The 13,360-nt window shown below is 55.2% G+C and carries 13 protein-coding genes; 8 read left to right on the top strand and 5 right to left on the bottom strand.

The window, feature by feature from the left end:
* The first annotated feature begins 1 nt into the window (after window position 1).
* The 4 genes from G523_RS0114005 (at window position 2) to acuI (ending at window position 4,387) form a co-directional block, all read left to right on the top strand.
* Window positions 2-886 (top strand): NAD(P)-dependent oxidoreductase, encoded by an 885-nt coding sequence (locus G523_RS0114005; RefSeq protein WP_022695691.1) that lies wholly within the window; start codon window positions 2-4, stop codon window positions 884-886.
* A complete protein-coding gene (locus tag G523_RS0114000; protein WP_022695690.1) occupies window positions 867-1,304 on the top strand; it encodes a DUF1801 domain-containing protein in 438 nt (145 codons plus the stop codon). Before G523_RS0114005 ends, G523_RS0114000 begins: the two co-directional genes overlap by 20 nt.
* Before the next feature lie 8 nt (window positions 1,305-1,312).
* A complete protein-coding gene (locus G523_RS0113995) occupies window positions 1,313-3,307 on the top strand; it encodes an acetoacetate--CoA ligase (protein WP_022695689.1) in 1,995 nt (664 codons plus the stop codon).
* 96 nt (window positions 3,308-3,403) lie between these two features.
* Complete coding sequence (gene acuI, locus G523_RS0113990) at window positions 3,404-4,387, top strand: acrylyl-CoA reductase (NADPH) (RefSeq protein WP_022695688.1); 984 nt, start codon at window positions 3,404-3,406, stop codon at window positions 4,385-4,387.
* 22 nt (window positions 4,388-4,409) lie between these two features.
* On the opposite strand, the gene G523_RS0113985 is transcribed toward acuI, so the two are convergent.
* Entirely contained in the window at window positions 4,410-5,204 is a 795-nt protein-coding gene (locus G523_RS0113985; RefSeq protein ID WP_022695687.1) for a polysaccharide deacetylase family protein, read from the bottom strand.
* A 100-nt stretch (window positions 5,205-5,304) separates the two neighbouring features.
* Here G523_RS0113985 and G523_RS0113980 point away from each other — a divergent pair, with 100 nt between their 5' ends.
* Window positions 5,305-6,318 carry a GNAT family N-acetyltransferase gene (locus G523_RS0113980; protein ID WP_081648825.1) on the top strand — a complete coding sequence of 338 codons (1,014 nt, stop codon included), beginning with the start codon at window positions 5,305-5,307 and terminating at the stop codon, window positions 6,316-6,318.
* Here the strand turns inward: G523_RS0113980 and G523_RS0113975 are convergent.
* Genes G523_RS0113975 through G523_RS19425 form a run of 3 tightly spaced genes read right to left on the bottom strand, consistent with a single transcriptional unit; the run spans window position 6,315 to window position 8,618 of the window.
* Complete coding sequence (locus G523_RS0113975; protein ID WP_022695685.1) at window positions 6,315-6,986, bottom strand: GNAT family N-acetyltransferase; 672 nt, start codon at window positions 6,984-6,986, stop codon at window positions 6,315-6,317. The two genes, G523_RS0113980 and G523_RS0113975, sit on opposite strands and share 4 nt — an antisense overlap.
* Window positions 6,987-6,989: 3 nt before the next feature.
* Complete coding sequence (gene hemB, locus G523_RS0113970) at window positions 6,990-7,991, bottom strand: porphobilinogen synthase (RefSeq protein ID WP_022695684.1); 1,002 nt, start codon at window positions 7,989-7,991, stop codon at window positions 6,990-6,992.
* A 12-nt stretch (window positions 7,992-8,003) separates the two neighbouring features.
* Window positions 8,004-8,618, bottom strand: a complete 615-nt coding sequence (locus tag G523_RS19425) for a GNAT family N-acetyltransferase (RefSeq protein ID WP_022695683.1) — start codon at window positions 8,616-8,618, stop codon at window positions 8,004-8,006.
* Window positions 8,619-8,967: 349 nt separating this feature from the next.
* On the opposite strand from G523_RS19425, the gene G523_RS0113960 reads away from it, so the two are divergent.
* The 3 genes from G523_RS0113960 (at window position 8,968) to G523_RS0113950 (ending at window position 10,866) form a co-directional block, all read left to right on the top strand.
* The gene (locus G523_RS0113960) at window positions 8,968-9,480 is read left to right on the top strand and encodes a MarR family winged helix-turn-helix transcriptional regulator (RefSeq protein ID WP_022695682.1); all 513 of its coding nucleotides are present in this window, start codon (window positions 8,968-8,970) and stop codon (window positions 9,478-9,480) included.
* Window positions 9,481-9,640: 160 nt separating this feature from the next.
* Window positions 9,641-10,279, top strand: a complete 639-nt coding sequence (locus G523_RS0113955; RefSeq protein WP_022695681.1) for a hypothetical protein — start codon at window positions 9,641-9,643, stop codon at window positions 10,277-10,279.
* Entirely contained in the window at window positions 10,276-10,866 is a 591-nt protein-coding gene (locus G523_RS0113950; protein ID WP_022695680.1) for a hypothetical protein, read from the top strand. Before G523_RS0113955 ends, G523_RS0113950 begins: the two co-directional genes overlap by 4 nt.
* Window positions 10,867-10,885: 19 nt before the next feature.
* Here the strand turns inward: G523_RS0113950 and G523_RS20440 are convergent, their stop codons facing one another.
* Window positions 10,886-13,264, bottom strand: coding sequence for a TSCPD domain-containing protein (locus G523_RS20440; protein WP_022695679.1), 2,379 nt, complete (start codon window positions 13,262-13,264; stop codon window positions 10,886-10,888).
* Between the last annotated feature and the right edge of the window lie 96 nt (window positions 13,265-13,360).

Raw genomic sequence — 13,360 nt, 5'->3', positions numbered from 1 at the left:
CATGGCGAAATGCAGTTTTCTTGGTCTTGGTGTCATGGGTGCGCCGATGGCGGGGCACCTTTTGAAAGCTGGCCATGAGGTCATTGTCTGGAACCGGACGGAAGCAAAATCGGACGCCTGGGTTGAGACCTATGGCTGTGCGAAGGCAAGCACTCCGGCTGAGGCCGTTGCCGCGTCTGACTTTTTATTTAGCTGCCTCGGCGATGATCCGGATGTGATGGTCGTCTATGAGGAAGTCATTCCTGCCGCGCGAGAAGGCATGGTTCTGGTTGATCACACGACAGCAAGCGCACATCTGGCCCGGTCACTTTATGATCGCGCGCTCGGTGAGGGGGCTATGTTCGTTGATGCGCCTGTGTCCGGTGGACAGGCCGGTGCGGAAAACGGTCAGCTGACGATTATGTGCGGCGGTTCTGATGAGGCCTTCGCCGCAGCCGCGCCAATCATGGACGCTTACGCGAAGCAGATGACGCATATCGGTGGGCCGGGAGCTGGCCAACAGGCCAAAATGGTGAACCAGATTTGTATCGCGGGCATTGTGCAGGGCCTGTCGGAAGGGCTCGCTTTTGCACAGAACGCAGGTCTTGATCCGGCTAAGGTTATTGACGCGATCTCCAAAGGCGCAGCGCAAAGCTGGCAAATGGAAAATCGCTGGGAAACCATGGTGAATGGCAAGTTCAACTATGGCTTTGCGATTGACTGGATGCGCAAGGATCTGCGCATTGCTCTGGAAGAAGCCCGCGCGAACGGCTCGAAGCTTCCTGTTGCTGCACTCGTCGACCAGTTCTACGCTGACGTTCAGGATATGGGTGGTAATCGCTGGGATACGTCCAGCCTGATCACGCGCCTTGGACAGGACGTAAAACATGGCGAAAGCGGAAAATAAAACCAAAGCGACGAATGTTTCGCCGGAAAGCTTTATTAGCACTGTCGAACACGATGTGCGTCGCGCCGATGCAAAACTGCTCCTCGATCTCTTTGCGGACGTGACACAACTTGTGCCGCGTATGTGGGGACCGAGCATCATCGGCTATGGCAGATACCACTACAAATATGAGAGTGGCCGTGAAGGCGAGTTCATGATGACCGGGTTCAGCCCACGGAAGGCGAACCAGGTGATCTATATCATGCCAGGATACACCGACCACTCTGCCATTCTGGACCGCATCGGGAAGTATAAGATCGGTAAGTCGTGTCTCTACATCAACAAGCTCGCCGATATTGATCTCGATGTGTTGAGAGAGCTGATAACCGCAGGTTTTGAGGACATGAAGTCCAGATATCCTGACTGGAAGCCTGAATAGGACTACTCGTGAGCAAAGCACCGTTTCGACCACAAATCGCGCTCTATCGCGACTGGCTAAAATCAGAGCGCGGACTGGAATTCGCTGACTATGAGGCGCTTCGCAGCTGGTCTGTCACGGACGTCGATGCGTTCTGGCAGAGCATCTGGGATTATAGCGGCATGCAGTCGCCGACGCCTTATGAGGGCGTGCTGTGCACGGATAAAATGCCGGGCGGCGAGTGGTTTAAAGGCGCACACGTAAATCTCACCGATCACGTCTTTAAACATGTGGGTGCGGCGCATGCTGCGGGTCAGCCTGCTATCATTTGCGAGAATGAATTAGGTGAAGTGACCGAAGTCAGCTGGCCGGAGCTACGCCGGAAGGCCATATCGCTTGCGCTCAAACTCAAAGACCTTGGCATAGAGCCAGGTGACCGTGTCGCCGCCTATCTGCCGAACGGACCGGAAACCATGATCGCGTTTCTGGCGTGCGCAAGTGTGGGGGCGGTCTGGAGCCTATGTGCGCTGGATATGGGCGTTCGCGCGGTGATCGACCGGTTCGCCCAGATTGAGCCGAAAGTGCTGATCGCCGCCGATGGCGTCCATTATGCTGGCAAACCGATGGATCGGGGGCAGACCGTCATCGATCTGCTGGCCGAGCTGCCAAGCGTTCAGGCGACGCTGTTGGTTCAGACGCCTTATGCGACCGTATCGGTGCCAAACTGTGAGAGCTTTGAAGACGCTGTCGCGCGAGACGATAGCGGCGTTGCCGGTTTCGAGCCGGTGAAGGTGCCGTTCGATCATCCGATCTGGATTTTGTATTCCAGCGGCACAACTGGAAAGCCGAAGCCGATTGTACAGGGGCTTGGCGGCACGCTCATCACCTCCTTCGTCAATCTCATGCATATGGATCTCGGCCCGAGCTATGCTGAGAATAGCCTGAATGAGCGGTTTCATTGGTTCACATCGACAGGCTGGGTGATGTGGAATGCGCAGTTCTCAGGCCTCATCGCGGGTTCAACGATTTGCCTGTTCAATGGCGCACCGAACGGCCCGAAAGGCGCAACGGACTGGACGACGCTCTGGCGCTTTGCTGCCCGCCACAAGGTGACCTTCTTCGGGTCCGGCGCAGCATTCTATGTCAGCTGCGAGAAAGACGGCGTGGACCTTTCGACCTGCGGTGATCTCTCGTCAGTTCGCGCGCTTGGAAGTACCGGATCGCCTCTGCCGGAATCCACTCAAATCTGGGGCACAGACCAATTCGCGGCGATTGGAACGCCCGACATCTGGTGGTGCAATATATCTGGCGGCACTGATCTTGGTGGATGCTTCTGCACGGGCAACCGCGAACTGCCGGTCGTGCCGGGACAGATGCAATGTCGCCAGCTCGGCATGGCTGTCGAGGCGTGGAATGATGATGGTCAGCCGGTGAGTGATCAGGTGGGTGAACTCGTCTGTGTACGTCCGTCGCCAGGCATGCCGCTGCGCTTCTGGGGCGATGATGACGGGGAACGCTACCGCACGAGCTATTTCGAAAAGTATCCGGGCATCTGGTGTCATGGCGACTGGCTGAAAATCCAGCCTGATGGAAGCTGTATCATTTATGGCCGCTCGGACTCGACCATCAACCGTCATGGCGTTCGCATGGGCACGAGCGAAATCTACTCGGCTGTTGAGGCATTGCCTGACGTGGTGGACTCACTGGTTCTTGATCTGGAGTATCTGGGGCAGGAAAGCCGTTTGCTTTTGTTCGTTGTCCTTCGGGACGGATCAGATCTGAGTGACGACCTGAAATCCGCGATTAACGCCAATATTCGGTCCAATCTATCACCGCGCTTCGTGCCCGATGAGATTATCGTGGCACCTGAAGTTCCGCGCACGCTGTCCGGTAAGAAGCAGGAAGTGCCGCTGAAGAAGATTTTCCTCGGTCAGGACGCATCTAAAGTGCTAACGCGGGATGCCATGGCGAACCCACATGTTCTGGACTGGTATGTCGAGACAGCACGACGAATGTCTGAGTGACTGAGCGCTAAATGCGGTAAGTTTCCTTCGATAAAGGGCTTTCATCCTTCCATTCGCTCTGCCAGTTTCTGGTGAGACACATTGGGAGGATACCAGATGACGATCCGCGCACTCATTACGGACAAGGACGGCGAAGGCTACGCAACAAAGCTCACCAACATAGATCAGGCTGATCTGGGGGAGGGCGATGTGACCATCTCTGTCGAGTATTCCACGGTCAATTACAAAGACGGGCTCGCGCTGAATGGCAAGCGCATCATGGCGAGTTATCCGATGATTGGCGGTATCGATCTCGCAGGCACCGTCGAGGCGTCTGATAGCATCAACTTTCAGCCGGGTGATAAAGTGCTGGTGAATGGCTATGGTCTCAGCCAGACGCACAATGGCGGCTATTCTGAAAAGGCGCGTGTGCCTGCCGAGTGGGTGATCCCGCTTCCGGAAGCTTTCTCGACGCGAGACGCCATGGCGATTGGTACGGCTGGCTACACGGCCATGCTATGTATTCTGGCGCTGGAACACGGCGGCCTGACGCCCTCAAGCGGCGATGTTCTGGTGACCGGTGCAAATTGCGGCGTGGGCTCCATTGCGATCTCTATCCTGTCCGGCCTTGGCTATAATGTTCTGGCATCTACGGGGCGTCCGTCTGAGGCGGAGTATCTGAAGTCACTTGGCGCTGCGGATATCGTAGATCGCAACACGCTCTCAGAACCGGGCCGCCCGATCGGCTCCGAGAAATGGGCTGGTGCAGTCGATTCTGTTGGGAGCCACACGCTGGCGAACGTGCTGGCGCAAACCAAGTATGAGGGCGTTGTGGCTGCCTGCGGTCTGGCACAGGGTATGGACCTTCCGGCAAGTGTCGCGCCGTTTATCCTGCGCAATGTGACACTCGCGGGCATCGATTCAGTGAATGCGGGGCGCGCAAAGCGTATCGAAGCGTGGGGGCGACTGGCGAAAGACCTTGATCCGGCTAAACTCGAAAGCACGATCAGCGAAGTGAAGCTGGAAGAAGTTCCAGAGGTCGCGAATGCTATTCTGGGCGGTAAAGTGCGCGGTCGTACTGTAGTCAACGTTCAGAGCTGATGACTGACGGCGCGTCGTCTGTTTATTCGACGGCGACGCGCTTCCCATCAAATACTTCATGCGCGCCGATGTTTTCGAGCACGTCGCCAACGGATTGCACGTCAAATCCGGTAGCGTGAACCGCGTCGACAAGCGCCTGGAAGTCACTGGTCGAGCAGCCCCATTCAGTTGGTTTGTCCTGTACATCATGGGTGAAGATGATCATCCAGCCACCCGTGTTTTCCAGCTCTTTCAGATAGTCCAGGCATTCAGCGATACCGCCGCGATCAGACTGAATGCCATTCGCTTTCAGCAACGAAATGTCCGTTTCACCCTGATTGATGCCGCCCGCAACGCCGCGCAGCCCTGAAAAGTGAGGGAGTAGTGCGCGCTTCGTGAAGAGTGTGCTGGATCCGCGCGGATAAGCGAAGCTGCGGGCCTCTGGCAGTTCCTGATCGACGAAGAACTTACGGTTCGCAACGCAGTCCGAAATCGAAACTTCAGCGGGCTGTTCCGGGAAGTGAGAATGATCGAATGTGTGGCAGCCGATGTCCTGGCCTTTGTCTTTCAGCGCGTTGAGCGCGTCCTGCGTGAACATTGGTCCGTAGTTTGGGTGCACAGTGTTCATATAGCTGCCGCAGATATACCAGGTCGCGGTCCAGTTGTGCGCTTCCAGCATTGGGAGTGCGTTATCGAATGCGGACTGTGGGAAGTCATCAAAGCAGAAGCTGACGACAGGTCTTTCCGGAATGGAAATCGTGTGCCGGTTCAGATATTTTACGAGCTTTGCTTGAAGTTTCTCGTTCGCGTTTTGAGAAAGGTAAGACAAGGCTGACATGATTTCCCCCATATTCGAGAGGGGATGGTAGGCCGTGGTTGCAAAAATTTCTTTAAACAAGCTCAGCAATCTGTCCGCATCTGACCGGCAGGCGTGGGACATGATGCAACGTGAGAACTCAAACCTGCACAGCCCTTACTTCTCTTATGATTTTCAGAATGTTGTGAACGCAGTACGCGGCGATGTTGAAGTTCTGCGTTTCGCAGATGCCTCGGACAAACCGGTTGGTTTTCTACCATTGCGCCGAAACTTCATGCGCATGGCGCGACCGACTTCGGGTCCGATGGATGATCTTCATGGTGTGATCAGCGCAGCTGACGCAGACATCTCTTTTGATGCGGATGAGGTTAGCAAACTGATCGGTGGATATTCGTTTTCCGCTGTTCCGGCGCAGCAGTTCCAGTACGGCCTGAAGGGCTTTGCGGGAGATGGCAATTATGTGCTCGACCTCTCAAACGGTTTTGACGCGTATATAGAGAGCCGCTCTGAAGCGAGCAGCAATTTCCGCCGCGCATGGCGTAAGGCAGAGAAACTCCTCAAGACTGATGGCGTCACTATTCAGCACGATATCTGGGATGAAGCCGTCTTCGAGCGCATGATCGAACTAAAGCGCGATGCGCTGGCAGAGGCCGGGCATTTCGATCTGTTCTCAATTGAATGGCCTAAAGCGCTTCTGGAGGAACTCCATCATCGCAATCTGAATGGTGCGCGCGGCGTGTTTTCAACGCTTCAGATCGACGGTGAGGTCGCAGCGATCTGTTATTGCATGCGTTCTGAACACGTCCTGCATTACTGGTTCCCGTCTTATGAGCCACGTTTTCAGAAACAGCAGCCAGGGATGGCGCTGTTATTCAGTCTCGCTGAGTGGGCGTCCCATGAGGGCATGACTGAATTCCATCTCGGACAGGGCGATGTTCAGTATAAGCGCCTTATGGCGAGCTTCATCGCGCCAATGCGTCATGGCATGGTCGAGGTGAGTGTGCCGAACCGTATTCTCGGCGCAGTTGGCGAGTTGAGCTACAAACTTGATGGCCGTGGCAAGCTGTTAAGCCTGCCGGCAAAAGCGCTCCGCAAATGGGAGCGCATGGCGCTATTCGGCACGGTTCGGGCTTAAGTACGGAACTCTGCCAGCTTGCGCTTTTGGTGGCCGTTCTCATCAAAATTGTCTGGTGAGAGCCAGCGTTCAAAAGCCTGCTTGACCTCTGGCCAGTCATCATCCGTTATGGCGAACCATGCCGTGTCGCGGTTCTTGCCCTTCATGACCATGTCATTGCGGAACACACCTTCGAATTTGAAGCCATAGCGGGCAGCCGCGTTTCGCGACTTCTCATTCTCGTTGTGACATTTCCATTCAAAGCGGCGGTAATCGAGGTCATCAAAGATGTGGCGCCCCATCAGGTAGATGGCTTCGCTGGCGTGTGCGCTACGCTGGAGTTTCTTTGAATAAGCTACACAGCCAACTTCTATGCTGCCATGTTCCGGACGCTGGCGCATATAGCTTGTCGTTCCCAGCACTTCGCCTGTCTCGGCGTCGGTAATGATATAGGGCAGCCAATCATTCTTCCTGGCGAGTGCCGAGAAGACGTTGATGAAGTCAGCAGCATTCTCAACCGGATCGAACGGCATATAGGTCCAGATATCGTCATTGCCGGGCCCGGCGACAGCGTTGCCGAGCCCTGCGCCATGCTTTTCAACGTTCAGAGGCTCAAGGATGACCAGACGGCCACGCAGCACTCTGGTCCCGGGCAGGAGCCTCGGCGTGTAGTTCGACAGGTCTGCCATGATCTAGCTCAGCAGTTCTGCGGCGCGCTCGGCGAAATAGGTGACAATGCCGTCAGCGCCTGCGCGCTTGAAGCTGGACAGCGTTTCCAGAATGGCTTTGTCGCGGTCCAGCCATCCGGCTTCGGACGCCAGCATGATCTGGCCATACTCGCCGGAAATCTGGAACACGATGGTCGGCACGTTGAAGGTAGAAGACACGCGATAGACGATGTCCAGATACGGCAGGCCCGGCTTCACCATCACGATGTCCGCGCCTTCCTGAAGATCCAGCGCTGTCTCACGGATCGCTTCGTCCGTATTGCCATAGTCCATCTGGTAGGTCTTCTTGTCGCCCGTCAGAACTGCGCCTGAGCCGACGGCCTCACGATACGGGCCATAGAAGCAGCTCGCATACTTGGCCGAATAGGACATGATCATCGTGTCTTTATAGCCGTTGGCTTCGAGCGCCTCGCGGATTGCGCCGATACGGCCGTCCATCATGTCCGACGGTGCAATAACGTCTACACCCGCCGCAGCCTGAACAAGGCTTTGCTGAACCAGCATATTGAGCGTCGCATCATTATCGATCTGGTTCTTCTCGTTCATAACGCCGTCATGGCCGTGCGTCGTGAACGGATCGAGCGCGACGTCACACATCACACCGATTTCCGGAACGGCTTCTTTAATGGCGCGGATAACGTTCGGTACAAAACCGTTCGCATTGAGCGCTTCACTGCCAGTGTCATCCTTGCGGGACGGATCAATATGCGGAAACAGAGCAAGGGCAGGGATGCCGAGGTCCCGTGCGCGTTTTGCAGCTTTTACCGCTTCATCCAGATTGAGCCGGTCGACGCCCGGCATAGCCGTAACAGGAATGCGTGGCTCTTCACCGTCATGAACAATCAACGCCCAGACGAGATCATCTTTTGTCAGATAAGTCTCGCGGGTGAGGCGACGGCTCCAGTCAGCCTGACGGTTACGACGCATGCGGGTGAGCGGGTATTTAGAAGGCACAATCTGAGTCATGCCCTGCAGTTTTCATGAATCAGGATTGGCTGCAACACGCTTTTCGTCGCTCCTACCTTCAAAACCTGGGACGCGAAACCAGTGTTGGTCCCATTTGCCAGGACGGCGCATGAAGCAACGAAGGCTTACATCCATGGTATAAGACTGGATGGCTTCTAATTGCAGCATCCACTGTTTCATCTGATCGCGCGGAATTTCTGTGAAGCCATATTTTCTGTAAAATGGGCCATTCCAGGAGAGATCGCGAAAAGTGGACAAGACCGTGCCGCGCAGCCTCAGACTGTCGGCTTTGTCGATGACCTGTTGAAGCAATCCTGCGCCAATGCCGCGTCGGCCAAAGGCTGGCGAGACAGATATCTGGTCAAGATACAGATCTGGTGACACGCGCCGCGCCAGTGTGAAGCCGACAATCCGGTCTTCCGGCTTGAATACAGCAACGGTGGCCAGATCAGACTTTATACCTTCTTCCAGAAATTTCGCGGGAACCGGCTGCGGGCCATCTGGTCCGTCCTGAATCAGGCCTGTTGGTTCGAATAGCCGGGACGCGTCCAGATCGACTGCTTGGATCGCGTCAATGTCCCCGTGACTGGCGGCGCGTAGGCAAATATCGTCGCCGAAAAATTGCAAGCGTTCCCCTCCCGAATTCGTTCAGCGGTGTCAACATGAAGTGATCCGGCGCGTGTGACAATTATCGATGCGCTCGGGGGCAGGTGAATTTCTGACGCTTGCACGCAAAAACCTGGAAACTTTTTTAGGAATAATTTTGGAAATATCAGAAAAAAATTTTCGAAATTTTTTTGTCACCAGCCAGAACAGATGGAGTATAGGCAAGAAGTGTTCCGTTATGGAACAAAAGTCCTAGTATAGGGTAAAAATTGCCGCACCTGTTAGTTGTATGTTAACTATAGACTAGATTCGTGATTAGCGATTTCTTAGCATAGCTCATGTAAAACCCATCAAAACCAAACAAAATTACATGGGTGATAACATGATGATCGAGGCAAAAAGCCATACTGATTATGAAGGTGCGAGCGTTGGAGAAACCTTCCTCAAAAGCCTTTCCCTTCTGGAGCAGGTTCACCGTCGTCTGCATGACGTCGTTAAAGACGATCTGGAACGTTCCGGCGAACGTTCGCTTACAGGCGTTCAGGCGCTTCTGCTTTATGAAATTGGTGATGGTGAGACCCCGGCATCAGCTCTGCGCGCTCGTGGCGCTTTCGCAGGCACATCCATGTCATACAACGTCAAGAAACTTCAGGAAGGCGGCTATCTGGTTCAGACACGCAGCTCCGACGACCGTCGTACGGTCCGCCTGAAGCTCACTGCGGCTGGCCAGGAAGTTCGCAAGCAGGTTGCTGCTCTGTTTGAACGTCAGGCTCATGCGCTCGAACCAACAGCTAGCGTCCGTCCGGACGATCTGGATGCGTTCAACCGTACAGCGACCCGCCTGGAGCGTTTCTGGTCAGATCAAATTCGTTATCGCCTTTAGTCTGTAGATCCGTTCAATACGGAATCTGGCAGTTCAAAAGCCTCGCGACCTGAAGGGTTGCGAGGTTTTTTGCATTTAGGCTTGGAGGCGCGCACCAATAGCTAATAGGGTGGTATTTGGCGGCAATATCTTACTCTGATTGTCTGGCGGGGGACTCAACATGCTTCACATTCTGAAAGCGTGTATGATGGCGACGGGTTTTGCGCTTGCCGTTTCAGGAAACTCTCAATCTCAGGAGATGCCAGTTGAATTCCTTCTGGTCAGCGATGCGGATATCGAGTTTCTCACGACGCGTGGTGATTTCAGGCACGCAGACTGGTCTGACGCTGCAGAAGGAAACCTTGAAACGGCCATTCGAACTGAATTGAGTGGCAGCCGTTTCGTCCTGTTATCGCAAGCAGCTGAGTGTTTTGATCAGGACAATAACCGACAAGCTATTCTTCTTGCGAAAACCATCGCGGTGTCTGTGGATGAACCGCGTTTTACCGACGACCTTGAAGGATTCACCTTGGGGGCAGGCGTCGCGCAACTACAGACCTGTGCTGATTTTCAGAAACTGGCCCTCATTTCACATGATGCGAGCCTGGCGAGTTCAGGAACGATACTTGCCAGCGTCGCAGCGGCTGCGCTCACAGGTTTTAACGCAGATCGCGATCAGTATTCCCGTACACGGCTCGATATATTTGACGGTCGGACGGGACGATTAATGACACACATTGATGTCAGTGGCGGCGATGCGCGTTCTGAAGAGGGCGCAGCGCGGCTGGTCGAGCGTCTCATCAGCGAGTGGGATCAATGAGCCGATCGTTCGTTTTTGCACTGACAAGCCTGTTTCTGGCTGCGTGTGCTACAACCAGCTTTCAGGTGCCCGACGGGCGGCTCACCCCCGGGGCTGAATTCACGGTCGAGATTTCGGAAGGTTGGGCCTATAGCTCACCTTCAAGCGATCAGGCCCTTTTTGGCGGATCCGCTACACGTGATGGCATGCGTCTCAACCGCGTTCACTTCGTCACGCTCGATGATGGTGATAGCCTCATCCGTGTTGCGCGCGGCATGGAGCGTCCGTTCTATTCAACTGGGTCCAGTGAGCTGGAAATTGTGGAGTTGGTGACCAACAGCCTGACGTCAATCGGTTACACCACAATGGAAGCTGACAATATCCGCCCGACGACGATCGACGGGCATTCCGGCATTGAGTTCGGCCTGTCCGGAAAATGGGAAAACGGGTTGAATATCAAGGGTGACGCGGCGGCTATTCCAGTAGGGGATCAGCTGCATCTGGTCGTCTTCCTGGCACCTGAACTACATTATTACGATGCTCTGCATTCCAGCGTCGGCGATATTATCCAATCCATGGACCTGCCGGGTAGCCCGGCTGTTGGCTAGATATTGAGAGATAACCGGATCAACTGGTCCGGTTATCTTCTCCCTTGAGGCCGCACGCTTCACACACAGTTTCGTCCCCGTCGTTGACGAGGGTAAAATGACCGCAGGACGGGCAAGGTTCGCCCAGATAGGCTTGTTCATCTTCGCCGTCTTCATCGCGATTACGGCGCTTATCCAGAATGACGATATTGTCTGGCAGTTGGCCGCGGCTGAAGCCTTTGGAGACGATCTGTGCAGCTTCGGCAGGGAAGGTGAATACATCATCTTTCAAGCCGCGACCGAGGCCGTCATGTGACTGACCTTCAGAGAGCTCTGCCAGGTCTTCCCGCCCAAGATATGAGACAGCAAGTTCGCGGAAGATATAGTCCAGAATGGATGTGGCGCGCTTGATCGAGTCGTTGCCGGTGACTTCGCCTGCCGGGTCGAAGCGCGTATAGACGAAGGCTTCCACAAATTCTTCGAGCGGCACGCCATATTGCAGGCCGATAGAAATCGCGATGGCGAAGTTATTCATGAGGGAGCGGAAAGCGGCGCCTTCCTTGTGCATATCGATAAAGATCTCACCGAGCTCGCCATTTTCGAACTCGCCAGTGTGCAGATAGACCTTATGGCCACCGACCGTAGACTTCTGAATATAGCCTTTGCGGCGGTCAGGCAGGCGCAGGCGACGCGCACGTCCGGCCTCGCCCTGCGCAAAGTAGGGTTCAGGCGCAGGTTCAGCTTCCGGACGATAATTTTCTTCGGCTTCGCGGCTGTCCTCGATCATATCGAGAATGCTGTTGATGCGTCGCGCGGCTTCTTCGCGGCGTTTCAGATCGGCGCTACTCGCAGACAAAACGAGCGAAGATTCTCCGACAGCTGAGAGCGCAGCGGGGACGGTGGATTCAATCGTTTCGGAATCGAAATCAACGGCGAAGCCAGTTGATATATTGTCAAATTCTTTGCTTACGGCATACGCCCAGGCCAGCTCGTCTTCAGAGCTCTCAACCAGATTTATACCGGATTGTTGCAGAAGCGGAATGAATGTGCGCGTTACGGCGGAGGCAAGGTGCTTATCTGCTGAATCAATGTCTTTTCGGGAAAAGCCCATATTCTTCAGAATTGAAGGATCTTCCTCATCGAGCAGATCGGCAGGTAGCTTCAATTCTTTGAGAATGATGTCATCGCCAAGCACCCAGCGAGAGGTCGCCTGACGAAGCGTCAGACCTTCTGACAGGTGTGTCTCGATCGTGTCGATGGTTTCACCTGACAGGCCGCGAGCCATGAGGCGCTCACGGTCCACGCCGGGCGCTTTTTCCAAAGAATAGAGATTGGCCAGCGCTCGCTCGAAAGCAGGCAGGAGCTGAGGGCTGGCCGCAGCAACGCCGTCACGCAGTACACTGATCTGAGCGTCATTCAGAATTGGCGCTTCTGTGTTCAGGTGGAACAGATTGATGCCATTGCAGAGGCATTCAAAGTGTTGAAGCACTTCGGGTGTCACCAACTCGAAGCTCAGGTCGATGTCGAAGTCGCTAACATTGGCGCAGACAGCTTTGACCTGTTCGAGAAGCGATTTGCTTGCCGCGATACGCGCTTCGTTGGACGAGTCCTGGCCGAGTTTGATCAGCGCATCGCCAAGTCCGCAAACGAGAAGCGGCAGCTCTGTTGCGCCGGTTTCAGCGGCCAGACGCGCAGGGATAGCGAGTGCGTCTTCGATCAGGCCTGTATCGACCTGACCGTCGAAAACACATGCGGACAGGTTCAATGCCAGTGCGCACATAGCGTCCGTATCGGAGGTCAGATAGCGCTTCAGAATGATGTCATTGCCAGCGCGGAAGTAACGTGACAGTTCCGGAAGCACGTCCGGGCCTGCCTCGGAGACGGCAAATACCGGCGTCTCCATGAGAGATTCCTCGGAAATCGTCTCATGCAGCGCCGCCACCGCGCCGCGAATACCTTCAGGGTGTGCGAGCGCGCGTTCCAGCAGATCGATGCTGAGGCCCTGCTGAAGCGCCTCAGCGATTTCAGGGTCACGCGGAGCCGGGCCGAGTTCTTCGAGTTCGTAGGCGGCAGTCCGCAGAAGGTCGGTCTTCAGCGCGTTCGCCAGACGTTCGGACACCAGATGCTCAAGCGCGTCACTCGTCAGCGGCATCGCTGGCGCATCAGAGCGCAGGCGGACGGCAAACAATGGCGCTAGTGGAGAGATGAGACGGTTCTGAATGGCTGAGAGATATTGCGCGCGGTCTTCTTCAGAGACCGGTGCGCCTGAAAGCGTCAGAATATAGTCCGCCCATTCCGGAGATTCTGTGATGCAGTTTGCATCGAATTCGGGGTCGCGCGCGAGAAGCACTGCGGCGCTGGACAGGCTTTCAGTCGCCCAGTCTGCTCCGGTGGTTTCATTATTTGTCAGTTCTGGCATCGAATCACTCCGCCTGTTGGCGAAATCATGACGCGTTCACCGGGGATTTGCGAGTCTGAGGGGGGGCTCTTCCACCGGAAATTACGCCGATATGAA

Origin of the sequence: Ponticaulis koreensis DSM 19734, assembly GCF_000420665.1 — a bacterium.
Taxonomy (GTDB): Bacteria; Pseudomonadota; Alphaproteobacteria; order Caulobacterales; family Hyphomonadaceae; genus Ponticaulis; species Ponticaulis koreensis.
This window is presented reverse-complemented; position numbering and strand designations above follow the sequence as displayed.